General features: G+C 62.5%; 21 protein-coding genes and 1 tRNA gene. 20 read left to right on the top strand and 2 right to left on the bottom strand.

The window, feature by feature from the left end; translation table 11 throughout:
* Positions 1 to 62: 62 nt before the first annotated feature.
* The 5 genes from RG2_RS27515 to RG2_RS27495 all read left to right on the top strand — a co-directional run bounded on the left by RG2_RS27515 (position 63) and on the right by RG2_RS27495 (position 6,219).
* Positions 63 to 1,679: a peptide ABC transporter substrate-binding protein gene (locus RG2_RS27515; protein ID WP_033235976.1), complete on the top strand. Its 1,617-nt coding sequence runs from the start codon at positions 63 to 65 to the stop codon at positions 1,677 to 1,679.
* Between the two features lie 125 nt (positions 1,680 to 1,804).
* Complete coding sequence (locus RG2_RS27510) at positions 1,805 to 2,731, top strand: ABC transporter permease (protein ID WP_033235977.1); 927 nt, start codon at positions 1,805 to 1,807, stop codon at positions 2,729 to 2,731.
* Positions 2,724 to 3,680, top strand: coding sequence for an ABC transporter permease (locus RG2_RS27505; RefSeq protein ID WP_019746638.1), 957 nt, complete (start codon positions 2,724 to 2,726; stop codon positions 3,678 to 3,680). The genes RG2_RS27510 and RG2_RS27505 overlap by 8 nt, the downstream gene beginning before the upstream one ends.
* Before the next feature lie 5 nt (positions 3,681 to 3,685).
* A complete protein-coding gene (locus RG2_RS27500) occupies positions 3,686 to 5,410 on the top strand; it encodes a dipeptide ABC transporter ATP-binding protein (protein WP_116538813.1) in 1,725 nt (574 codons plus the stop codon).
* A 56-nt stretch (positions 5,411 to 5,466) separates the two neighbouring features.
* Positions 5,467 to 6,219: a Fic family protein gene (locus tag RG2_RS27495; RefSeq protein ID WP_033235946.1), complete on the top strand. Its 753-nt coding sequence runs from the start codon at positions 5,467 to 5,469 to the stop codon at positions 6,217 to 6,219.
* A 433-nt stretch (positions 6,220 to 6,652) separates the two neighbouring features.
* On the opposite strand, the gene RG2_RS27490 is transcribed toward RG2_RS27495, so the two are convergent.
* Positions 6,653 to 7,471 (bottom strand): HAD-IB family hydrolase, encoded by an 819-nt coding sequence (locus RG2_RS27490; protein WP_033235947.1) that lies wholly within the window; start codon positions 7,469 to 7,471, stop codon positions 6,653 to 6,655.
* Positions 7,472 to 7,806: 335 nt separating this feature from the next.
* Between RG2_RS27490 and ssd the strand changes: the two genes are divergently transcribed.
* The 7 genes from ssd (at position 7,807) to RG2_RS27455 (ending at position 12,437) form a co-directional block, all read left to right on the top strand.
* On the top strand, positions 7,807 to 8,907 hold the full coding sequence (ssd, locus tag RG2_RS27485) for a septum site-determining protein Ssd (protein WP_033235978.1): 1,101 nt from the start codon (positions 7,807 to 7,809) through the stop codon (positions 8,905 to 8,907).
* A complete protein-coding gene (locus RG2_RS27480) occupies positions 8,904 to 10,106 on the top strand; it encodes a TadA family conjugal transfer-associated ATPase (RefSeq protein WP_033235948.1) in 1,203 nt (400 codons plus the stop codon). The genes ssd and RG2_RS27480 overlap by 4 nt, the downstream gene beginning before the upstream one ends.
* Positions 10,103 to 10,891 (top strand): type II secretion system F family protein, encoded by a 789-nt coding sequence (locus tag RG2_RS27475; RefSeq protein WP_033235949.1) that lies wholly within the window; start codon positions 10,103 to 10,105, stop codon positions 10,889 to 10,891. Before RG2_RS27480 ends, RG2_RS27475 begins: the two co-directional genes overlap by 4 nt.
* Before the next feature lie 71 nt (positions 10,892 to 10,962).
* The gene (locus RG2_RS27470) at positions 10,963 to 11,472 is read left to right on the top strand and encodes a type II secretion system F family protein (RefSeq protein WP_371851349.1); all 510 of its coding nucleotides are present in this window, start codon (positions 10,963 to 10,965) and stop codon (positions 11,470 to 11,472) included.
* Positions 11,473 to 11,533: 61 nt separating this feature from the next.
* Complete coding sequence (locus RG2_RS27465; RefSeq protein ID WP_033235950.1) at positions 11,534 to 11,734, top strand: DUF4244 domain-containing protein; 201 nt, start codon at positions 11,534 to 11,536, stop codon at positions 11,732 to 11,734.
* On the top strand, positions 11,734 to 12,087 hold the full coding sequence (locus RG2_RS27460) for a TadE family type IV pilus minor pilin (protein ID WP_033235951.1): 354 nt from the start codon (positions 11,734 to 11,736) through the stop codon (positions 12,085 to 12,087). The genes RG2_RS27465 and RG2_RS27460 overlap by 1 nt, the downstream gene beginning before the upstream one ends.
* On the top strand, positions 12,087 to 12,437 hold the full coding sequence (locus tag RG2_RS27455; RefSeq protein WP_033235952.1) for an Rv3654c family TadE-like protein: 351 nt from the start codon (positions 12,087 to 12,089) through the stop codon (positions 12,435 to 12,437). The genes RG2_RS27460 and RG2_RS27455 overlap by 1 nt, the downstream gene beginning before the upstream one ends.
* On the opposite strand, the gene RG2_RS27450 is transcribed toward RG2_RS27455, so the two are convergent.
* Positions 12,438 to 14,726, bottom strand: coding sequence for a DEAD/DEAH box helicase (locus RG2_RS27450; protein ID WP_051730660.1), 2,289 nt, complete (start codon positions 14,724 to 14,726; stop codon positions 12,438 to 12,440). It lies immediately after the preceding gene.
* A gap of 458 nt (positions 14,727 to 15,184) precedes the next feature.
* Here RG2_RS27450 and cspE point away from each other — a divergent pair, with 458 nt between their 5' ends.
* The 8 genes from cspE (at position 15,185) to RG2_RS27410 (ending at position 22,093) form a co-directional block, all read left to right on the top strand.
* Positions 15,185 to 15,388 (top strand): transcription antiterminator/RNA stability regulator CspE, encoded by a 204-nt coding sequence (cspE, locus tag RG2_RS27445; RefSeq protein ID WP_033235953.1) that lies wholly within the window; start codon positions 15,185 to 15,187, stop codon positions 15,386 to 15,388.
* A gap of 118 nt (positions 15,389 to 15,506) precedes the next feature.
* Positions 15,507 to 16,091 (top strand): hypothetical protein, encoded by a 585-nt coding sequence (locus RG2_RS27440; protein ID WP_033235981.1) that lies wholly within the window; start codon positions 15,507 to 15,509, stop codon positions 16,089 to 16,091.
* Between the two features lie 146 nt (positions 16,092 to 16,237).
* On the top strand, positions 16,238 to 19,165 hold the full coding sequence (gene topA, locus RG2_RS27435; RefSeq protein ID WP_033235954.1) for a type I DNA topoisomerase: 2,928 nt from the start codon (positions 16,238 to 16,240) through the stop codon (positions 19,163 to 19,165).
* Positions 19,166 to 19,201: 36 nt separating this feature from the next.
* Positions 19,202 to 20,431 (top strand): DNA polymerase III subunit delta', encoded by a 1,230-nt coding sequence (locus RG2_RS27430; RefSeq protein WP_033235955.1) that lies wholly within the window; start codon positions 19,202 to 19,204, stop codon positions 20,429 to 20,431.
* Positions 20,432 to 20,461: 30 nt separating this feature from the next.
* Positions 20,462 to 20,534 (top strand) — tRNA-Thr (locus RG2_RS27425).
* A 119-nt stretch (positions 20,535 to 20,653) separates the two neighbouring features.
* Positions 20,654 to 21,259, top strand: coding sequence for an RDD family protein (locus tag RG2_RS27420; protein WP_033235956.1), 606 nt, complete (start codon positions 20,654 to 20,656; stop codon positions 21,257 to 21,259).
* 55 nt (positions 21,260 to 21,314) lie between these two features.
* Positions 21,315 to 21,740, top strand: a complete 426-nt coding sequence (locus RG2_RS27415) for a DUF2752 domain-containing protein (protein ID WP_033235957.1) — start codon at positions 21,315 to 21,317, stop codon at positions 21,738 to 21,740.
* Between the two features lie 155 nt (positions 21,741 to 21,895).
* The gene (locus RG2_RS27410; protein WP_033235958.1) at positions 21,896 to 22,093 is read left to right on the top strand and encodes a hypothetical protein; all 198 of its coding nucleotides are present in this window, start codon (positions 21,896 to 21,898) and stop codon (positions 22,091 to 22,093) included.
* Positions 22,094 to 22,509 lie beyond the last annotated feature (416 nt).

Raw genomic sequence — 22,509 nt, 5'->3', positions numbered from 1 at the left:
AGTTACGGCTGTCGGCAGGCCACGAGCATGCTCGGGGTCTATTAGATGTGGAAGGAACTCCTTTGCGTATCTCACGCATAGCGACCGGTGCGGTCGCGCTCGGAATGACGGCAGTGCTGATCACGGCATGTTCGTCCGACGATTCGTCGGGCGGATCGTCCAGCGGGGTCGTCAACGCCTGGGCGGGCGAGCCCCAGAACCCGTTGATCCCTACGAACACGGGCGAGAACATGGGCGGCCGCGTCGTCGACGCCGTATTTGCCGGCCTCGTTTCGTACACCGCCGCTGGTGGCACGGAGAACGAGGTGGCCGAGTCCATCGACAGTACGGATGGTCAGAACTTCACCGTCAAGCTCAAGGAGGGCTGGACCTTCACCGACGGCACCCCGGTCACCGCGAAGTCGTTCGTCGACGCGTGGAACTACGGCGCTCTCTCCACCAATGCTCAGATTCAGGCTTCGTTCTTCGATCCGATCAAGGGCTTCGACGAAGTTGCAGCCGAGGTCCCGACGGCGCAGACGATGTCGGGTCTGAAGGTAGTGGACGACTCCACCTTCACGATCGAACTCAAGCAGCCCGAATCGGCGTTCCCCGACCGCCTCGGCCACTCGGCGTACTACCCGCTGCCTGAGGTCGCTTACCAGGACATGACCGCGTTCGGTGAGAATCCGATCGGTAACGGTCCGTACAAGCTCGACGGAACGGGTGCGTGGCAGCACAACGTCCGTATCGACACGGTCGTGAACCCGGATTACAACGGCAACCGCAAGCCGAAGAACGCCGGCGTCGACTTCATCATGTACAACAGCCTCGACACGGCGTACACCGATCTCCTGGCCAACAATGTCGATGTTCTCGACCAGGTTCCGCCGAGCGCGGTCACGACCTTCGAGTCGGACCTGCCCGGACGCACGGTCAACCAGCCGTCGGCAACCATCGAATTGGTCACGATCCCGGGGCGCCTGCCGCACTTCAGCGGCGAAGAGGGCATGCTCCGCCGTCAGGCGATCTCGATGGCGATCAACCGCGATCAGATCACGCAGCAGATCTACAACAAGACCAGGACGCCTGCGCTCGACTTCACCAGTCCCGCAATCGAGGGTTGGAACGACTCGCTGACCGGAAACGGCAACGTGAAGTTCGATCCCGAGGCAGCCAAGGCTGCTTGGGCGAAGGCCGATGCAATTGCTCCGTGGTCGGGCAGCTTCGAGATCGCGTACAACTCCGATGGTGGACACCAGGAATGGGTCGACGCCACGTCGAACAGCATCCGCAACACCCTCGGCATCGACGCAAAGGGCAAGCAGTACCCCACCTTTGCTCAGATCCGTACCGAAGCCACCAACCGCACCATCCAGAGTGCATTCCGTGCCGGCTGGCAGGGTGACTACCCGCAGCAGTACGGCTTCCTGGCGCAGAACTACCAGACCGGTGGCAGCTCCAACGACGGTGACTACTCCAACCCCGAGTTCGACCGCCTCCTGCGCGAATCGGCCGGCCAGACCGATCAGGCGAAGGCTCAGGAACTGCTCGACCAGGCTCAGGAAGTCCTGCTCAAGGACCTGCCTGCAGTTCCGACGTGGTACCGCAACGCAGCCAGTGGATGGTCGGAGAACGTCTCCAACGTCACCATCAGCTGGAATGGTATTCCGGTCTACGAAGACATCGAAAAGAACTGACGCGTAGAACGATTCGCATCTGAAACGTGAGTTCGGGGTGGCAGGCGCTCTGCCTGCCGCCCCGAACTCGTGTTCACGTCGGATTGTCCGCTGACGGACACGATCATCGACAAGGAGGTGATCCGATGCTCTGGTACATCGGTCGCCGAGTGCTTCAAATGATCCCGGTTTTTCTCGGGGCCACTCTTCTGATCTACGCCATGGTCTTCTTGCTTCCCGGTGATCCGATTGCCGCGTTGGCGGGCGACAAGGCGCTCAGTCCGGCTGTTGCACAGCAGCTTCGGGAGCGCTACCACCTCGATCTCCCCTTCTATCAGCAGTACCTGCTGTACTTGAAGGGCATCTTCACGCTGGACTTCGGCACGTCGTTCTCCGGACGGCCTGTCAGTGAAGTTCTGGCACAGGCATTTCCGATCACGATGAAACTTGCCTTCATGGCACTGATCGTCGAGACGGTCTTCGGTGTCGGCTTCGGCCTCATCGCCGGCCTGCGTAAGGGCGGATTCTTCGACAGCACCGTCCTGCTGTTCAGCCTCGTTCTCATCGCCATCCCGATCTTCGTGATCGGCTTCCTGGCTCAGTTCTTCATCGGCGTCAAATGGGGCATCGTCCCGCCGACGGTCGGTGGCAACACCAGCTTCAAGAATCTCCTGCTCCCCGCCCTGGTTCTGGGTTCGGTCTCGTTTGCCTACGTACTGCGACTTACCCGAACGTCCGTGGCGGAGAACCTGAGTGCCGACTACGTGCGAACAGCCACCGCCAAGGGACTTTCCCGCGGACGAGTGGTTCGCGTGCACGTGTTGCGCAACTCGCTGATCCCCGTGGTCACCTTCCTGGGTGCCGACCTCGCGACGTTGATGGGCGGCGCCATCGTCACCGAGGGCATCTTCAACATCAACGGCGTCGGCGGCACGATCTACCAGGCGGTGACCAGAGGTGAAGCGCCGACGGTGGTTTCGTTTGTCACCATCCTGATCGTGATCTACCTGATCGCGAATCTGCTCGTCGACCTCTTGTACGCCGCGCTCGATCCGAGGATCCGCTATGTCTGAGACCGTGAAGACCGGACGTGCAGTCCGGCAAAGTCATTTCGTGGCACCGCCCGAAGTTGCGGCACCGGGGGAGACGGACGCCGTCAAGCTCGATCAGGCGCCGACAAGCATGTGGACCGACGCGTGGCGCGATCTGCGCAAGCGTCCCCTGTTCATCATCTCGACGATCATCATCCTCGCGGTCATCGTCATCGCAGCGTTTCCGAGCTTGTTCACGAGCACCGATCCGCGGTTCTGCGATCTGACCTACAGCATGCAGGGGCCGACCTCAGGGCACTGGTTCGGTTTCGATCGTCAGGGCTGTGACGTCTACTCGCGCACCATCTACGGTGCTCGCGCATCCGTACTCGTGGGCGTCGGCGTCACGGCGTCGGTGCTGGTGATCGGAGTGATCTTCGGTGCACTGTCCGGGTTCTACGGGGGCTGGACCGATTCGATTCTCTCCCGTGTCGCCGACATCTTCTTCGGTATCCCGCTGATCCTCGCTGCCATCGTTCTGATGCAGCTGTTCACCGATCGCACCATCTGGACCGTCGTCGGCGTCCTGGCGCTCTTCGGCTGGCCGCAGATGGCAAGAATTGCTCGTGGTGCGGTGATTTCGGCGAAGAACAACGATTACGTCATGGCTTCGGAAGCGTTGGGTGTCTCGAAGCTCAAGACCCTGATTCGCCACGTCATCCCGAACTCGTTGGCTCCCATCATCGTGGTGGCCACCATCTCGCTCGGCACGTACATCGTTGCCGAGGCGACGCTGTCCTTCCTCGGTATCGGGCTCCCGTCCACCGAGGTTTCGTGGGGCGGTGACATCAGCAACGCTCAGGTGACGCTGCGTCAGGGATCGACCATTCTGTTCTACCCGGCAACGGCTTTGGCGATCACCGTCCTCGGATTCATCATGATGGGTGACGCGCTGCGCGACGCCCTCGATCCCAAGTCGCGGAAGCGGTGAGCACGATGACCACCAAGGAAACTCTCACCTCGGAGGAAACTCCGCTGCTCGAGATTCGTGATCTCGAGGTGTCGTTCCAGTCCAATTCCGGTCCGGTTCCGGCAGTTCGAGGCGTCAGCCTGACTGTCTATCCGGGTCAGACGGTCGCCATCGTCGGCGAATCGGGTTCGGGTAAGTCCACTACCGCGCACTCGATCATCAATCTGCTTCCCGGCACCGGCAAGGTGACGGCAGGCGAGATCATCTTCGACGGCAAGGACATCTCGAAGGTCTCGGAGAAGGACTTCGTCCACATCCGGGGCAGCCAGATCGGTTTGGTTCCGCAGGACCCGATGTCGAATCTGAACCCGGTGTGGAAAGTGGGCTTCCAGATCGAGGAAGCACTGGTCGCCAACGGGATCGCCAAGGGCAAGGCAGCCAAGGTTCGCGCCGCGGAGTTGCTCGAGGAGGCAGGTCTCGCTGACGCCGAGAGCCGGCTGGGGCAGTACCCCCACGAGTTCTCGGGCGGTATGCGTCAGCGTGCGCTCATCGCGATCGGATTGTCAGCTCGTCCGAAACTCCTGATCGCGGACGAGCCGACGTCGGCGCTCGACGTCACGGTTCAGCGTCAGATTCTCGACCACCTCGACGGTCTGACAACGGAACTCGGCACCGCCGTTCTGCTCATCACCCACGATCTGGGGTTGGCCGCCGAGCGTGCCGAGCACCTGATCGTGATGAGCAAGGGTCGCATCGTCGAATCCGGTCCGGCACTGGAGATTCTGAAGCGACCGCAACACCCGTACACGCAGAAGCTGGTCGCTGCTGCGCCGTCGTTGGCGTCGAAGCGGCTCAGTTCGTCGGTGGCCCGCGCCGAGATTCGGGAACAGGCGGAAGAGGTCGCCGAAGCGGTCAAGGCCGAGGAAAGTACGGCAGAGTCCTTCGGCAAGGCGACCGACGACGTTCTTGTTGTCGATCATCTGACCAAGGTGTTCAAGCTGCGCAAGGGTTTCCGCAAGACCACCGACTTCACAGCTGTGAACGACGTGTCCTTCAAGGTCCGCCGCGGAACCACCACGGCGATCGTCGGCGAATCGGGTTCCGGTAAGTCGACGGTCGCGCAGATGGTTCTCGGTTTGCTCGAGCCCACTGCAGGCAACGTGGTCTTCGACGGTCAGGACGTGTCCGAACTCGGTGCGAAGGAAACTTTTGCGTTCCGTCGCCGAGTGCAGCCGATCTTCCAGAACCCTTACGGCACGCTCGACCCGATGTACTCGATCTACCGCACGATCGAAGAGCCGCTGCGTACCCACAAGGTCGGGACCAAAGCCGAGCGTGAGGCTCGCGTCCGCGAACTTCTCGACAAGGTCGGTCTGCCCCAGTCGGTCATGCGACGGTTCCCGAACGAGCTGTCCGGTGGACAGCGTCAGCGCGTCGCAATTGCGCGAGCGTTGGCCTTGCAGCCGGAGGTCGTGATCTGCGACGAGGCGGTGTCCGCTCTCGACGTGCTCGTACAGGATCAGATCTTGACCCTGCTCAACGACCTGCAGGCAGAGTTCGGGTTGACGTACCTCTTCATCACGCACGACCTGGCCGTGGTCCGTCAGATCGCGGACAACGTGTTGGTGATGTCGCGTGGCTCGATCGTCGAATCGGCGCCGATCGACGACGTGTTCGGCAATCCGCAGCAGGACTACACACGCAAGTTGCTCGACGCGATTCCCGGTGGGTCCATCAAGCTGGGAAGCTGACGCAACAGGTAGGTAGGCAAGTCCACAGAGGGGCTGCAAGGGTACCGTCGTTGATCGTGACGGACCCCTTGCAGCCCCTCGTCGATCTTCCAGGCGTACGCGCCGCCGCTGATCACGCGCGCGACGCACTCGGTGAGGTGCATCGGCACAAAACCAACCGCCGCGGATGGCCGACGACGGCTGCCGAAGCTGCAGTCCGCGCCGCTCGGGCATCGGCGTCTTTGGCGGGAGGGTCGACGGAGCTGCCGGCAGAGGGGATGGCCGGTGATCCGATTCTTGCCGGCGCCCTGCGGGTTGCGCAGGCGCTGGACGGTGACGGTCTGCCACTGATGGAGTCCACGTGGAAACGGGCGCCGCTGCAGGCTTTGGCCAGGTTGCACCTACTGGCGGCGGCAGATCTGGTCGAGGATCCTGACGAACTGGGACGACCTCGCATGGATCCGGGCGTCGGCGAGCGTCTCGACGCTCTCGCCCAACTGGTGACGGGTGGAACGTCGGCGCCGGCTCCGGTTCTTGCGGCAGTCGTGCACGGCGAATTGTTGGCACTGAGTCCGTTCGGTACCGCCGACGGCATTGTGGCGCGCGCCGCGTCCCGACTCGTCGCAGTCTCGTCCGGTTTGGATCCCCACAACCTCGGCGTCCCTGAGGTCAGTTGGCTGCGTAGGCCGCAGGCGTACGCCGATGGAGCCGCGGGATTTGCTTCCGGTCGTCCGGAAGGCGTCGGGAGTTGGGTAATTCTGTGTTGCGGCGCGCTTGAAGCTGGTGCTCGCGAGGCAACGTCGATTGCCGACGCCGCGAGTCCGAGCTAACCCACATCGGGCTGGTTCCACATCGGGCTCGTTCCACATGGGGCTCGTTCCACATGGGGCTCGTTCCACACACAAAACGGGCGGCGCTGCCGATTATCGACTTCGCCGCCCGTTAGCACGGACTACTCGTTACCAAGCGTGCTCGGTGGGTTGTGTGGATGGCCTCGGCGAGGGATCGCCATTTTGAGGTCGTCCCCGCAACTTGTGCGGAGTCCTCGCTCAAATTGAACGAATCTCGCAGGCCCACAACACTTCTGCCCTTATAGTGGCTTGTGCTCCGCGTGGGTGCCCTAGTGCCCGTGCTGGGAATCCGGGTTGGGGAAACGGTCCTTCTCTTCTGAGCCGTTCCTGGCCTTCCGTTCTTCCGTAACTCCTTTGTACCCTGTGTTGCGGCTCACAGCAAGTATCAATTTTTGTTTGTGTGCTTGAAGTTTCACCGTTTTCGGCGAAGTAGTGCAAACGTCACAACACCGGCTGTCACAGCTCCGATTCCGAGCGCTGCAGTAGTCGCCACAGCGGTGCCCGACTGTGCTGACAGCCGAGCGCGAAGCGAGACCGGATTCGAGAAAGTCAGTATGGGCCAACCATTTCCGGCTGCTGCCTTGCGAAGCGCGCGGTCGGGGTTGACGGCGCTCGGATGTCCGACGGCCTCGAGCATCGGCAAGTCGGTGATCGAGTCGGAATAGGCGTAACTCGCGGAGAGGTCGTATCCGTACTCGGCTGCGAGTTTTTCCATGGCTTCCACTTTGCCGGGGCCGTAGCAGTAGAAGTCGACCTCGCCCGTGTAGTGCCCGTCCTCTTCCTTCATCGACGTCGCGACCGAGTGTGTTGCTCCCAGTGCGCGGGCGATCGGAGCGACGATCTCCTCGCCCGACGCGGACACCACGATGACATCGTGGCCGCGCACCTTGTGGTCGGCAATCAAGTCGGCGGCCTCGGCGTAGACGAGGGGGTCGACAATGTCGTGCAGAGTCTCCGCGACGATCGACTTGACCTGTTCCACATCCCAGCCGGCACACATCGCGGTGATGTGTGCGCGCAAGCGCTCCATCTGATCGTGATCGGCGCCCGAGAGCAGGAACAGGAACTGCGCGTAGCTGCTCTTGAGAACCGAGCGCCGGTTGATCAATCCTTGCGCAAAGAACGGTCTGCTGAAAGCCAACGTGCTGGATTTGGCTATGACGGTTTTGTCGAGGTCGAAGAAAGCGGCAGTCCGCCCGGTTGTCAGTCCATTCCCAAGCTTGTCGGTCACAGCTACCGAGGATAGTCCGACAGTCGGTTCGGTTGCGTCACCACAACCGGGAAATGAACGGCGACACTTACGAATCGCTGCTGTTCAGGCTTGCATTTCCCGGACATTTGCAGTGTAGGATTACGGCAGTTCGACTTGCTCGGACTGTGTTCAGCCCAACCCCCCGGGGCTGAACAGACAAGACAACCCCCGCCTCCCCCCAGGCGGGGGTTGTCCACTTTCTCGGGTACATCAACTCGGCTTCGTCAACTGAGAGTTATCCACAGAACCCGAGTTGTCCACAGCTCGATTCGGGTATCTGTTCTTTACCGGCGACAACGCTCAGGCTCGTGCTCATGAACTCGAATGCTTCAGGGGAATCAGGGCATGCCGACGCGGATGTCCTTGTGTTGGTCGAAGATCCGCTGGTTCTTGCCAGCGTGCGGCGCGTCGTGGCTGCCGTTGATCAGTCGGCGGACGAGGGGCCACAACCGGTGTCGCGCCAACAATGGAACAGGGCATCCGCGGTGGTGCTGGACATTGCACACGCGAAGGCGTGCTCGAGCCGCAACCCGAGGCGTTCACGCGTCTTCCTTGTCGGTGAGTCCGAACCGACGCTCGACGAGTGGAAATACGCGACCTCGATCGGCGCCCAGGCGGTATTCACACTGCCGGCGGACGAGAATGCGCTGGTTGCAGTGTTAGCCGAGCACTTGGTGAGCCGTGGCGAGGGCACAGTTGTCGCCGTTGTCGGCGCGTGTGGTGGAGCTGGTGCCTCGGTAAGCGCCGCGGCGATCGCCTTGGCGTCCGCCGCCCGTCGCATCCCGACGATGCTTGTCGACGTCGACGCACTTGGTTGCGGCGCGGACGTCGTGCTCGGTGTCGAAAATGTTCCAGGGTTGCGATGGGCGGCGTTGACGGTTGAGGGTGGGCGTTTGTCGGCGGATGCGCTTCGTGATGCTCTGCCCGCTCGCGGGCAGCACCTGCGGGTGCTCTCGTGCAGCCGCGGGGAGATCGGTGGTCCTTCGGTCACTGCGCTCGGGGCGGTGCTCGACGCCGGCCGACGATCCGGCGGTCTTGTCGTGTGCGATGTTTCCGGTTGTCGAGGACTGGAGGGTGAGGCCGTATTGGAGGGTTCGGATGCCGTCGTGATGGTTGTTCCGGCGACGGTGGCAGCCTGCGTCGCTGCGGAGAAGGTGGGAATGTGGGCGGCGCAACATAATTCGAATGTCGGGTTGTTGGTGCGCGGACCGGCTCCGGGTGGTCTGCGCGGGGCCGATGTTGCGACCATGCTCGGGTTGCCGTTGATCGCAGTTGTCCGGGGACACCGCTCGCTCGGGTCGATGCTCGAACGCGGCGGGCTGGAATTACGACGCAAGTGCGCGCTGACCCTCGGAGCGGACGCGGTGCTGGACGGACTCGCGGCGGGATCACGTTCCTGGAGTGCTGCAGCATGAGTGGTCTGGTCACGGCGGAACTGCTCGATCGGGTCCGTGATCGGTTGGCGGCGTCGACGGCCGCTGAGCCGACAGCGGCGACGGTCGCCGACGCCGTTCGGGCTGAGTCCGCCGGAGTGCTCGGTGATACAGATCTGCTCGAGGTCGTGCGAATTCTCCAGACCGAGCTGACCGGCGCCGGGCCGCTCGAGTCTTTGTTGCATGAACCAGGAGTCGCGGATGTCCTGGTGACTGCTCCGGACCAGGTGTGGGTCGATCGTGGGGTGGGACTGGAACGAACGAGCGTGAAATTTGCGGACGAGGCAGCGGTGCGACGCCTTGCTGCGCGTTTGGCCTTGTCGTCCGGAAGACGACTTGACGACGCACAGCCGTGGGTCGACGGCCGGTTACGCGGAGTCGGCGACGGGCATTTCGGTGTCAGGTTGCACGCTGTTCTCGCACCGGTCGCACAAGGGGGAACCTGCTTGTCGCTACGGGTGCTCAGACCTGCAACGCAAGGTCTTGACGCATTGTGCGCTCGCGGAGCGATCGAACCGGAGGCACGTGCGCTGCTTGATCGAATCATCATGTGCCGTTTGGCTTTTCTGGTGATCGGTGGCACCGGTGCGGGGAAAACGACATTGCTGTCGGCTGCGCTCGGTGCCGTCGACCCCAGGGAACGGATCATCTGCGTCGAGGATGCGGCCGAGCTGGCGCCGCCACATCCGCATGTGGTTCGTCTGGTCGCACGCGCGCCGAACGTGGAGGGCGTCGGCGAGGTAGCGGTACGTGATCTCGTGCGACAGGCGTTGCGCATGCGACCCGACCGCATTGTCGTGGGCGAAGTACGGGGAGCCGAGGTCATCGACCTTCTGACGGCCCTGAATACGGGCCATGACGGCGGGGCAGGCACCATCCACGCGAATTCACCCGAGGAAGTGCCGGCGCGGTTGGAGGCGTTGGCCGCGTTGGGCGGAATGGATCGACATGCGTTGCACAGTCAACTTGCAGCCGCCGTCCAGGTGGTTCTGCACGTGCACCGCTCCGCCGACGGTTCTCGGCGACTCGAGCAGATCGGGGTCATCAACCGCGGCGCAGACGGATTCGTACACATCAACCAGGCATGGCCGGCTGCGGGTCCGGGGCGCGATCAACTCGAAAGAATGCTGCGCCTCCGTGATCGGGATGGGCGCAGTGATCGGGACGGGCTGCCGGCATGAGCGCCACGTTGCTGCTGTGCGCGCTGTCGGTGATGGTTGCTCCGACGGTGAATTCGCGTTCCAGGCTCCTCGAATTCGCAGATTCGCGGGGGAAGGCATCATTCACCGTGCCGTGGACGTTGATTGTCGCTGCACTGCCACTGGTACTGGGTGCGTTGTTCGGAGGTATCTCTGCATTGGTCGCCGCCGCGATTGCAGTGGGAACTGTGCTCTTTCGTGCTCGGCGGACGAAGGCATCGTTGGCAAGGGAGTCGGAACTGGCGTTGCTGCTTGCCGGATTGGAGGTCCTGATTGCAGAGTTGCGGATCGGTGCGCACCCGGCGTCCGCGTGTTCCATTGCCGGTGAGGAGTGCTCGGGCGCTGTGGGGGAAGTATTCCGTCGCGGTTCGGCGCGAGCTCGGTTGGGTGGCAGTGCAGCCGATGCATTCCGATCCGGTGGTTCGCTCGTCGACAGGGAGTTGGTGCGTGTTGCGTCAGCGTGGTCTGTCGCTGAACGATACGGTCTGGCGCTGGCCGAACTTCTAGGAGCTGTGCGGACGGATATGTTGGGTCGCAACCGTTTCCGTCAGCGCACCGAAGCCGGCCTGGCCGGCGCGCGAGCTACCGCGACGGTGCTTGCAGGGTTGCCGGTCCTCGGCATCGGATTGGGTGAGCTGATGGGGGCTGCTCCGTTGCAGGTGCTGTTCGGGGGTGGCGCCGGCGGAGTGATGCTGGTAGTCGGAACGGGGTTGGTAGCTCTCGGCCTCCTGTGGACCGACAAGATCACGTCGAAGGTGACCTCGTGATCTGGCTGGGAGTAGTGACGATCGCGATGTCGTTATGGATAGTTCCGGACACGCGAATGTCACTGCCGCGCATGACAACAATGCTCCACCGAGGTTCTGTGGACCCAATTCGGCCGGACGAGCCACCGGTCGGCGATCCTCTGGCAGTCGCAGCAAGTTTCGACCTTCTAGCTGCATGCCTTCGTGGCGGTTTACCGGTTGCGGAAGCAGTGGGGGCTGTTGCCGCTACGGCGCCGGCGCCGATGGACGCCGCTTTGCGGCGTGTATCGGATCTGCTCACCCTTGGCGCCGATCCGGATGTGGCCTGGGGTGAAGCTGCGTTGGATCCCGACACCGAATCACTTGCCCGACTGGCGCGCCGGTCGTCACGGTCGGGGACGTCGCTGTCCGTCTCGATGACGGAACTTGCAGAACGCCGTCGAGATGACGCGGAGGATGTTGCTGCCGCGTCCGCCGAACGCGCGGGCGTGCTGATCAGTGGTCCGCTCGGACTCTGTTTCCTGCCTGCGTTTCTCGCGCTGGGGATAGTGCCGGTGGTGATCGGATTGGCGTCGTCGGTACTCGGCGACGGGCTTATCTGAGTAGAACCGCGATTCTTCCGCGGCAGAACAACTGTCGTGGTCTTACAGGAGGGGGAAAACGATGTTCGGAATGATGGGAAAGTTGTCAGCGAGGTTGACGTTGCTCGTCGCCGAGGATGACGGAATGTCCACGGCAGAATATGCAATCGGGACCATTGCCGCCGCGGCATTCGGAGCGGTTCTCTATTCGGTGGTCACCGGCGATTCCATTGTCACGGCGCTCACCGGGATCATCGACAAAGCGCTCAAGACAGCTGTGTGATGTTGTCCACGAGGAGCATCCGCGAGGCTGATGACGGTGCAGTCACGGTCGAGGCAGCAATTGCACTCGCCTCGATGATCACTGTGGTGGTGCTGTGCGTCGGCGCGGTACTGGCGGTGACGATGCAGGTTCGGTGTGTGGATGCTGCTCGTGAGGCTGCGAGATTGACTGCCCGCGGTGATGGGGACAACGCGGTCACCACGTCGCGCCGAATCGCACCCTCCGACGCCCGGATTTCCGTGCAGATCGTGGACGGATTTGCCGTGGCGGTGGTGAGCGCCGACAGCGTTTTGCTACCGATGTTGGACATCACCGCAGAAGCAGTCGCAGCTGTGGAACCCGGAGCGGACTGATGACTCTGCAGGCGGACGACGGTATCGCAACAGTGTTTTCGTGTATTGCGCTGGCCGGGATCGTCGCGGTGACGGGTGGGCTGCTGCACGTGGGTTCGGCGGTCACCGCTCGTCACACCGCCCAGTCGTCTGCGGATCTCTCGGCCTTGGCGGGGGCCGGAGCGCTCGAGCGCGGCGCGGAGGCAGGCTGCGCCGCGGCAATCGACGTTGCGACGCGGATGCGAACAGTACTTGCGGAGTGCACTGTCGAGGACTGGGATGTCATTGTTCAGGTGCGGGCGCCGGTATTGTTGTCCCGCTTCGGTATCGGCGATGCGGAGGCATCGGCGCGCGCTGGCCCTGTCGACTAGTCAGCTGATGGTGTCGATGACGGCCGTCAGGATCTTCACGGCGCCGTCCTTGTCGAGTGGATCGTTTCCGTTGCCGCACTTGGGGGAGTAGACGCACGATGGGCAACCGTGTGCGCACTCGCACGAGGTAATTGCGTCGCGGGTTGCGGAAAGCCAGCGTGAGAGTTCACTGTGCCCCCGGTCGGCAAATCCCGCGCCACCGGCGTGGCCGTCGTAGACGAACACGGTGGGCAGACCGGTGTCGGCGTGGATTGCCGTCGACACTCCGCCGATGTCGCCTCGGTCGCAGATGGCGACCAGTGGCAGGAGGCCGATCGCTGCATGCTCTGCCGCATGCAGCGCCCCGGGGAACCGCTCGGGCGAGACGCCGACGGATTCGAGCAGTTCCGGTGTGACCGTGTACATCACGGCCCTGGTCTCGAGCGTATGTGCGGGCATATCCAATTCGATGGAATCGAGGACTTCGCCGGAGTTGAGGCGTCGGAGGTACCCCACAACCTGATGGGTCACTTCGACGCGCACGAGTGCGACGGTGATGTCGCCGTAATTCTTGTGTTCGAGTTGTTCGGTGATGATGATCTCGGTGGTTTCGCGCGCCGAGGTGGTCCAGTCCGGATTTTCCGCATGGACCAGTGCCAGACCGACTTCGAGGTCGAGTTCGTCCACCACGTACGCATCGCCCTGGTGAATGTGGACCGCACCGGGGTGGACGGTGGCGGGTGCCCGTCCGGTGTCGACGGTTCCCAGCATCCGCCCGGATTCGCCGTCGACAATTGCTACCTGGGTGCCGATGCCGCCGCGGATGTCCAGTGAGCCGTGGGGGTTGGCGTCTGCCGTGATGAACCAACCGTGGGTGCGCCGCCGGATCTTGCCTTCTTCGGCGAGCTTGGTGAGGACGTCGATGGCTCCGAACGAGTCGACCTCGGCGTCGGAGAGCGGGAGTTCCATTGCTGCGCAGAGCAATTGTGGTCCCAGGATGTAGGGATTTCCGGGGTCCGTCACGGTTGCCTCGACGGGTTTCTCGAGGATGGCCGAAGGATGGTGAACAAGGTAGGTGTCGAGGGGATCGTCTCGGGCGATCAGGACCACCAGCGACCCCTCGCCGCGTCGACCGGAGCGTCCGGCCTGTTGCCAGAACGAGGCAACGGTCCCCGGGAAACCAGCTACGACAACGGCATCGAGCCCTGCAATGTCCACGCCCAGTTCGAGCGCGTTGGTTGTTGCCGCACCAAGCAGAGTGCCGTCCGCAAGTGCTGCTTCCAGTTCGCGGCGGTCTTCGGCGAGGTATCCCGCGCGGTACGAGGCGACTCGTTCGGCCAGATCGGTGTCGACTTCTGCGAGTAGCCGTTTGGTGGTCATGGCGGTCAGTTCCGCGCCGCGGCGTGAGCGTACGAAGGTGAGGGTGCGTGCGCCTTCGATCATCAGATCCGCCATGATCCGGGCGGCCTCGGCGCCGGCGGGGCGACGGACTGGACTGCCGTTCTCGCCGGTGAGTGCCGGCACGAGTGGAGGCTCCCAGAGTGCGACGGTTCGCGGCCCGTGGGGTGATCCGTCGTCGGTGACCTCGGTGCAATGCGCCCCGATCAACCGGGAAGCCGCTGTTCCGGGGTCTGCGGTGGTGGCGCTGGCCAGGATGAACGTGGGCTCGGCGCCGTATCGGGCCGCGATGCGTCGGAGTCGGCGAATGATGAGGGCGACATTCGATCCGAAGACACCACGGTAGGAGTGACATTCGTCGACGATCACGTATTTCAGATTGCGGAAGAAATGCGCCCAGCGTTGATGGGTGCGGAGCAGTGAGATGTGCAGCATGTCGGGGTTCGTGAACAGCCAACGGGAGTTTTCGCGCGCCCATGTGCGCAGTTCCTGTGACGTGTCCCCGTCGTACGCGCTCGGATTGGTTCCCCGCAGTTCGGCGTCGAAGTCGGTGAGGGACAGCACTGCCCGTAGTTGGTCGCTGCCGAGAGCTTTGGTGGGGGAGAGGTAGAGCGCGGTGGCAAGAGGGTCCGAAGCCATCGCGGTCAGGACGGGGAGTTGGTATGCCAGTGACTTTCCCGAGGCGGTGCCGGTGGCGACCACAACATGGTTTCCGCTGTGTGCAAGGTCTGCGGCTGTGCGCTGGTGGATCCACGGAGCGGTCACACTGTGCTCGTTCAGGGAACGGACCAGGCTGGGGTGCAACCACTCCGGCCATTCGGTGAACCGGGCGCTGCGAGCGGGTAGTTGAGCGGTGAACGTCAGTGGATCTTCGTTCCCGCTCACGCCGGCGACGACGCGACCGAGGAGCATCTGTCCGTAGGTTTCGCTCGGCGCCGCGTCGGGATCAGGAATGCGGGAGGCTGCGTTCACGTGACTCTCCGGGATCGGCGTTCGGGTGTCCCGACAGTTCGAAACTGCCGTTACCTGCAGTTTTGATGATACGCATCGGCTGGCGGAAGTGGCGGCACGGGGTGGCGGCCGACTGCGGCGGGTCGAAGCCGGTGATATTCGGTAGCAAATTCTTAACGTATTTCGACTGTTGTGCACGCGCAGAACATGGTTGACTGACAACCGGTCGCAGCTTCTGTGTTCGTAGGCTTGAGAAAGTGCACGCTCGCAGGATCTTTTGTTGCGGACGTGGTGCTCTTGCCCTTTCCTGCGAGGATGCAAGCCTGGGGGGAAATCAGCTGGTACTGCGGCCGGAACGGGCCCGATGGATTGAATAAGCGCAGTTCATCGAATCCGGTGTTAGAAAGAGAAGGAAAAGCATGGCACAGGGCACTGTGAAGTGGTTCAACGCTGAAAAGGGCTTCGGCTTCATCGCTCCCGAAGACGGTTCCGCAGACGTCTTCGTTCATTACTCCGAGATTCAGGGCAACGGTTTCCGTACCCTCGAGGAGAACCAGCGTGTGGAGTTCGAGGTAGGGCAGGGCAACAAGGGGCCCCAGGCGACAGGCGTTCGCGCGGTCTGATTCTTCCGAGCTGGACACGGTCTGTCCCTCGTTGCCTCGCCGCAATGGGGGACAGACCTTTTCGTAATAGGTCCCATTATTTATGCCGCAACGGTCCTCGTGCCCTACGTTGCACTCTGTGAGCCAACTGTCCTTTTTCTCCGCCGAGTCGATTCCCCCTGCCGTGACAGACCTGGCCGGCATGCTGGCTGGACACGGTCAGGTGGTGACAAACGAAGATCGTGCTCGGATCTCGATCGTCGTAGATCGAGACTGGCGGGCCCAGGCCATTGCCGAGCTGATTGCGCAATGCGGACTCGGCGCGGAAGTGACGCGTAGTGATGAAGGAAGCCCGCTCGTCCGAACTCAGGCGACGCCGGCCCTGCTGCCCCTGTCCGTGCAGTGGACCAAAGGTGCCGTGAAGTCCGTCCCGGCTGGATGGGTTCCGAATCCCCGCCAGCTCCGGGTCTGGGCAGTCTCGTCCGGCAGGATGGAAGAGGACGGCGAACGCTTCGTTTTCGGCCTCGATCCGCACGCGACTCAGACTCACGCGCCGTTGGCGCAAGCCTTGATGCGAGTGGGTATCGCACCTACTCAGCTGGGCAACCGGACGCCCGGTCCAGGGCTTCGTATCGCCGGCAAGAAGCGACTGACCAAGCTCGTCGAATACCTGGGCGAGGCACCCCGTCACGTGGACCTCGAAGCGGCCTGGCCACAGATCTGACCGTGTCCATACTGTACTGATCTGCACGAATGTCGTGCGGGTATGTCACTCTGTAAAGAGAGACACGGGGTATAACTTGCTCCACACGTCTAGTTCTGAAGAACTGCCGACGGCAGTGATCGTCCAAAGGAAGGTTCGGGCAGCAGGTGGCTAAAGCGGACAACGGCAGCGGTCAGGGAGCGTCCGGTAACCCTCGTCGCCTCGTGATCGTCGAGTCACCGACCAAGGCGCGCAAAATCGCTCCTTACCTCGGTAAGGACTACGTAGTCGAGGCATCGGTCGGTCACATTCGCGACCTGCCGCGCGGCGCAGCGGATGTTCCGGCCAAGTACAAGGGCGAGCCGTGGGCCCGTCTCGGCGTCAACGTCGATCACGACTTCGAGCCGCTCTACGTCGTCAGCCCGGAGAAGAAGGGCAAGGTCGCCGAACTCAAGTCACTCTTGAAGGACGCTGACGAACTCTTCCTCGCAACTGACCCCGACCGCGAGGGTGAGGCCATTGCGTGGCATCTCCTCGAGACCCTGAAGCCCAAGATTCCGGTTCGTCGAATGGTCTTCCACGAGATCACCGAACCGGCAATTCGTGCTGCTGCCGAAGACACCCGCGAGCTCGACATCGACCTCGTCGACGCTCAGGAAACCCGCCGTATCCTCGACCGTCTCTATGGTTACGAGGTCAGCCCGGTGCTCTGGAAGAAGGTCATGCCGAGGCTCTCGGCGGGCCGCGTCCAGTCGGTTGCTACCCGTGTCATCGTCCAGCGTGAGCGTGAGCGCATGGCGTTCAAGTCGGCTTCGTACTGGGACATCTCCGCCACGCTTGATGCCGGCGCCGACGCCAGCCCCCGCAGTTTCGGTGCGCGTCTTGTCTCGGTCGACGGTTCCCGCGTTGCTTCCGGTCGCGATTTCGGACCGGACGGAAAGCTCAAGGGCAGTGCGGTCACTGTGCTGGACGAGGCGTACGCGCGTCGACTGGCCGAGGCTTTGCACGGCGTCGACCTCACGGTTTCGTCTGCAGAAGACAAGCCGTACACCCGTAAGCCGTATCCGCCGTTCATGACGTCGACGCTGCAGCAGGAGGCCGGTCGCAAGCTTCGCTTCACGTCCGAGCGGGCCATGCGTATCGCGCAGCGTCTGTACGAAAACGGCTACATCACCTACATGCGTACCGACTCGACGACGCTGTCCGAGTCGGCGATCGCTGCTGCTCGTGCGCAGGCCACCGAGTTGTACGGCCCGGAGTACGTCCATCCGACGCCGCGTCAGTACACCCGCAAGGTCAAGAACGCGCAGGAAGCGCACGAGGCAATCCGTCCGGCCGGCGATGTGTTCCAGACGCCGGGGCAGTTGCACTCCAAGCTCGACGCCGACGAGTTCAAGTTGTACGAACTCATCTGGCAGCGCACCGTGGCTTCGCAGATGGCCGACGCTCGGGGCAACACGCTGACGCTTCGCATTTCCGGCACGGCCGGCACGGGTGAGGACTGCACGTTCTCCGCGTCCGGTCGCACCATCGTATTTGCGGGCTTCCTCAAGGCTTACGTCGAGAGCGTCGACGAAGAGGCAGGCGGTCAGTCCGACGATGCCGAATCCAGGCTTCCGATACTGGTCAAGGGCCAGGAAGTCACGGCAACCAAGCTCGATCCCGACGGTCACAGCACCAACCCGCCGGCGCGGTACACCGAAGCCAGCCTGATCAAGACTCTGGAAGAGCTCGGTATCGGCCGACCGTCGACGTATTCGTCGATCATCAAGACCATCCTCGACCGCGGATACGTCTACAAGCGGGGCAGCGCACTGGTTCCGGCGTGGGTTGCCTTCGCCGTGGTCGGTCTGCTCGAGGCGCACTTCGGCCGGTTGGTCGACTTCGATTTCACCGCAGGCATGGAAGACGACCTCGACGCTATTGCCGGTGGACGTGAGCAGCGCGGTAACTGGCTGAGCAGCTTCTACTTCGGTGGCGAGCACGGTGCCGAAGGTTCGGTCGCCCGCGAAGGCGGCCTCAAGAAGATGGTCGGCGTCAATCTCGAGGAGATCGACGCCCGCGAGGTCAACTCCATCCGGCTGTTCGACGACGCCGAGGGTCGTGAGGTTCACGTACGTGTCGGCCGATTCGGTCCGTACCTCGAGCGCATGGTTCAGAATCCGGACGATCCCGAAGGCGATCTGATCTCGCAGCGGGCCAATCTTCCCGATGACCTGCCGCCGGACGAGCTCACCCCCGAGTACGCCGAGAAGCTGTTCGCGACGCCTCAAGAAGGTCGCAAGCTGGGCGTCGATCCTCTGACCGGAAACGAGATTGTCGCGAAGGAGGGCCGCTTCGGTCCTTACGTGACCGAGATTCTCCCCGAACCGCCGGCCGAGCCGGAGCCGGACATCGTGCCGGTTCCGGAACCGGAAGAGGTCAGCGCGGGAACCACCAAGACTGCGGTGAAGAAGGCCGCAGCCAAGAAGGCTCCCGCGAAGAAGGCTGCCAAGAAGGTTGCGGGCCCCAAGCCGCGCACCGGATCGCTGCTCAAGTCCATGGACTTGGCGACGGTCACCTTGGAGGATGCACTTCGGTTGCTGTCCCTTCCGCGCGTCGTGGGTGTCGATCCCGAGAGCAAGGAAGAGATCACCGCTCAGAACGGCCGATACGGTCCGTATCTGAAGAAGGGCACCGACTCGCGTTCCCTGGCCGACGAAGAGCAGATGTTCACGGTCACCCTCGACGACGCGCTCAAGATCTACGCAGAGCCCAAGCGACGTGGACGTCAGGCGTCGGCTACTCCGCCGCTGCGTGAGCTGGGTGTCGACCCGGTCAGTGAGAAGCCGATGGTGATCAAGGACGGTCGTTTCGGTCCGTACGTCACCGACGGTGAGACCAACGCCAGCCTGCGCAAGGACGATGCCGTCGAATCCATCTCGGATGCTCGTGCGTCGGAGTTGCTCGCTGACCGTCGTGCCCGCGGACCGGTGAAGAAGAAGGCCGCTGCGAAGAAAGCCCCGGCGAAGAAGGCCGCTGCGAAGAAGACCGCCGCCAAGAAGGCCCCGGCCAAGAAAGCGGCTGCCAAGAAGGCTCCGGCGAAGAAGGACTGAGCCGGACTCGTCGGTGCCGACGGTTAAGGTTTTTGCATGAGTAGTGATGTGACCGAACGTGGTGTGTTCGGTCGGCTGGTAGGTCAACACGACGTCGAGCAGAGTTTGCGAGCCGCCGCGCTGTCCGCCAGAGGCGACTCCAGCGGATCCGATATGACCCATGCGTGGCTCTTCACGGGGCCTCCCGGATCCGGGCGGTCCGTGGCGGCGCTGTGCTTTGCCGCAGCCCTGCAGTGCACGTCCGACGGCGAACCGGGATGCGGGCAGTGCCATGCGTGCACAACCACGATGGCGGGAACCCATGGTGACGTACGACGGATCATTCCCGACGGATTGAGCATCAGCGTCAAAGGCATGCGCGAGATCGTCAATATCGCGTCGCGCAGGCCAACGACCGGTCGTTGGCAGGTCATCGTCGTCGAGGACGCGGATCGATTGACCGAGGGCGCGGCCAATGCGCTTCTGAAAGTTGTCGAGGAGCCGCCGGACCGCACGGTGATCCTGCTCTGCGCTCCCACCACGGACCCAGAGGACATGTCGGTCACACTCCGTTCGCGATGTCGGCACTTGGCTCTCGTGACGCCGTCTGTCGAGTCGATCGCCCAGGTGTTGATCGGGCGTGACGGATTGGCTCCCGACCAGGCAAGATTTGCCGCATCGATCAGCGGTGGTCACGTCGGTCGAGCGCGACGCTTGGCTACCGACGATGTCGCGCGGGACGAACGTGCGCGGTCGCTCCGGCTTGCCTTTGATGCCGCGTCCGCATCGACGGCGTACAAAGCAGCCGAAAATCTGGTGAAGTCGATCGAGTCCGAAACCAAGACACTCTTCACCGACGTCAAGGAACGTGAACTCGAAGAACTGAAGGTCTCGCTCGGCGGCGGCGGAACCGGTAAGGGCACAGCCGGCACGCTCCGAGGGTCTGCCGGATTGATCAAGGAACTCGAAGCGCGGCAGAAATCGAGGGATACGCGGGCCAAGCGTGATCTTCTCGACCGGACGCTGATCGATCTTGCCGGCATGTACCGCGACGCCTTGTCGTACGCGTTGGGGTCGTCGTCCACGTCCACTCATCCCGATATGGCCGAGCGGGCTTCCGATCTGGCATCGCGGACGTCACCGGAAGGTCTACTGAAGTGCATCGAAGCCGTGCTTGCATGTCGCGAAGCCGTCGATTTCAACGTCAAGTTGCAGTGGGCTCTCGACGCGATGGTTGCGAGTATCGGCGAAGCCTTCCGACCCCCGTTTTCGCGTTCCGGGGGTTGACCAGTTAGACTCGCCATCGCCGAAAGGCACGCTGCCTTAGCTCAGTCGGTAGAGCATTTCACTCGTAATGAAAAGGTCGAGAGTTCGATTCTCTCAGGCAGCTCGGCCAAGAGCCCCGTCCCAGGAAATTCTGGTGCGGGGCTCTTGTCGTTTACCGGTAAATACTCGATGCCCCGTTTATCCTGATCCTGCGTACACGCGCCTGAGCAGGGGAGAATCGCCATGTCGGAGCAGAACTGGGGATCTGGCGAGCAGCCGAACCAGCCACCGCAGTACGGGCAGCAACCGCAGTACGGACAGCCACCTCAGTACGGGCAGATGCCTCCCGTGTCGTCGCAGGGATATGGGCCTCCGCAACCTGCCTACCCGTACGCCTCCTGGATTTCGCGTGTCGGCGCGTATTTGCTCGATTACCTCATCGTGCCGCTACCTGGCGTGATCGTCGCGATCATCGGCGCGGTGATCGCGTTCTCGGGAGCGGAGGTCACCACGTATGACGACGGAACCGTCACTACGGAAGGTGCAAATTCGGTCGGCCTCTTGGTCATCGGGATCGGGATTGTTCTGACCCTCCTGATCGAGGTCTGGAACTACGTCTTCCGTCAGGGCAATACCGGCCAGTCATTGGGGAAGAAGTGGCTGGGCATCTCCGTGGTTCGAGAGTCCGACGGTGTTCCGCTGGGACCACCCATGGCTCTCCTGCGATGGATACTGGAAGCGATCCTCGGCGGAGCGTGCTTCCTCAACTACTTGTGGCCGCTCTGGGATTCGAAGAGCCAGTGCTGGCACGACATGATTGTTCGCTCAGTCGTTATTCGAGCGAGATAGAACGGGTTCGCGTGGCCGCAGCTGTCGGTGGCCACCAGCTTCTACAGTGGATCGTATGAAGACCGAGACCTCCGCAGTGCGGGGCTGGCGGGCGCTGAGCGCTCCGGCCGGCGTCGCTGCAGTGGGGGTCTCGGCTTTTGTGCTTTTGCACGTCCGAGATCCGCACAATTCCGGAAGCTACGGGGTCTGTCCCATGTATGCGGTGACAGGTCTGTGGTGCCCGGCGTGTGGTGGCCTTCGAGCAGTCAACGACCTGACGCATCTCGATATCGGTGCGTCGTTGTCGAGCAATGTGTTGATCGTTCCGTTGATCGCGGTACTGGTTGTCGCGTGGGGGCGGTGGGTTGTGCGCAGATGGAACGGGTTGACCGATCGGATGATCGTGCTTGCGCCGGCAATGACAATCGCGGTGCTCGGAACGCTTGTTGCCTTTACGGTTGTGCGGAACACCCCTTGGGGTAGCTGGCTAGCGCCGGCCTGAATTTGAGTGAGGTCGAAATGGCAATGCAGGTTTTCTCACTGATCGTGCTTCTCGGTGCACTGATCGTCTTGATCCCGACAGCCAGACGGGTCTTCGGCAAGAAGGATGACGAGTAAGTACTCGACATCGTCTGGTCTGAGGCACATGCTGGCGGTATGGCTGATTCGTTGAAGGCCCGCGTGCGCGAGAAGTTGTTGCGCCAACTCTCCGAGGATGGCCGACGCCCGATTCACGATGCAGAAGGTGACGATTCCCGATTGTTGTCGGTGTCGGACGACCTCGAAGCCCTCGAATTGGCGCAAGAGGGAGATCCGATCATCGAAGAACTGGCGCAGAGGTACTGGGTTCCCTGAAGTTTACAAAGCGCAGCGCTGTGACCAGGCGATTTGGTGTTGTGTTGATCTTCGCGTAACTTATTCCAGGTCAGAGCGACACGGACACCGACTCCCACCTGCGAGGGTGAGTGACACGAGGTTGTACGAAGTGCCTGGCGAACACTCCAGTTAGTTGATGAAGATCAGCCCGGTTTGCGCCGGTGCGGAGAATCGGATAGGCTGGAAAAGTTGCCCCGGAGCGAGTGGCCTGAAGGTCGCGGTGATGGTGTGCGCGTGTTCTTTGAGAACTCAACAGTGTGTCGATGAATGTCAGTGCCAAAATTATTTGGTACTTCACATGTCGAATGATGTTCCGGGCCTTCGGGTTTCGGTTCTGATGTTCGGGGTGTGAGTATTTTTCGTCGGTGATTGTTCATTCTTCCGTCTGAATGGTT

It is taken from the genome of Rhodococcus globerulus NBRC 14531, assembly GCF_001894805.1.
Taxonomy (GTDB): Bacteria; Actinomycetota; Actinomycetes; order Mycobacteriales; family Mycobacteriaceae; genus Rhodococcus_F; species Rhodococcus_F globerula.
This window is presented reverse-complemented; position numbering and strand designations above follow the sequence as displayed.

Excerpts from the sequence above, each read along its gene's own strand:
- RG2_RS27510 (WP_033235977.1), top strand. The coding sequence starts at position 1,805 with ATGCTCTGGTACATCGGTCGCCGAGTGCTTCAAATGATCCCGGTTTTT.
- RG2_RS27505 (WP_019746638.1), top strand. The coding sequence starts at position 2,724 with ATGTCTGAGACCGTGAAGACCGGACGTGCAGTCCGGCAAAGTCATTTC.
- RG2_RS27500 (WP_116538813.1), top strand. The coding sequence starts at position 3,686 with ATGACCACCAAGGAAACTCTCACCTCGGAGGAAACTCCGCTGCTCGAG.
- ssd (WP_033235978.1), top strand. The coding sequence starts at position 7,807 with ATGAACTCGAATGCTTCAGGGGAATCAGGGCATGCCGACGCGGATGTC.
- RG2_RS27480 (WP_033235948.1), top strand. The coding sequence starts at position 8,904 with ATGAGTGGTCTGGTCACGGCGGAACTGCTCGATCGGGTCCGTGATCGG.
- RG2_RS27475 (WP_033235949.1), top strand. The coding sequence starts at position 10,103 with ATGAGCGCCACGTTGCTGCTGTGCGCGCTGTCGGTGATGGTTGCTCCG.
- RG2_RS27470 (WP_371851349.1), top strand. The coding sequence starts at position 10,963 with ATGACAACAATGCTCCACCGAGGTTCTGTGGACCCAATTCGGCCGGAC.
- RG2_RS27465 (WP_033235950.1), top strand. The coding sequence starts at position 11,534 with ATGTTCGGAATGATGGGAAAGTTGTCAGCGAGGTTGACGTTGCTCGTC.
- RG2_RS27460 (WP_033235951.1), top strand. The coding sequence starts at position 11,734 with ATGTTGTCCACGAGGAGCATCCGCGAGGCTGATGACGGTGCAGTCACG.
- RG2_RS27455 (WP_033235952.1), top strand. The coding sequence starts at position 12,087 with ATGACTCTGCAGGCGGACGACGGTATCGCAACAGTGTTTTCGTGTATT.
- RG2_RS27450 (WP_051730660.1), bottom strand. The coding sequence starts at position 14,726 with ATGCTCCTCGGTCGCGTCGTCGCCGGCGTGAGCGGGAACGAAGATCCA.
- cspE (WP_033235953.1), top strand. The coding sequence starts at position 15,185 with ATGGCACAGGGCACTGTGAAGTGGTTCAACGCTGAAAAGGGCTTCGGC.
- RG2_RS27430 (WP_033235955.1), top strand. The coding sequence starts at position 19,202 with ATGAGTAGTGATGTGACCGAACGTGGTGTGTTCGGTCGGCTGGTAGGT.
- RG2_RS27420 (WP_033235956.1), top strand. The coding sequence starts at position 20,654 with ATGTCGGAGCAGAACTGGGGATCTGGCGAGCAGCCGAACCAGCCACCG.
- RG2_RS27415 (WP_033235957.1), top strand. The coding sequence starts at position 21,315 with ATGAAGACCGAGACCTCCGCAGTGCGGGGCTGGCGGGCGCTGAGCGCT.
- RG2_RS27410 (WP_033235958.1), top strand. The coding sequence starts at position 21,896 with ATGGCTGATTCGTTGAAGGCCCGCGTGCGCGAGAAGTTGTTGCGCCAA.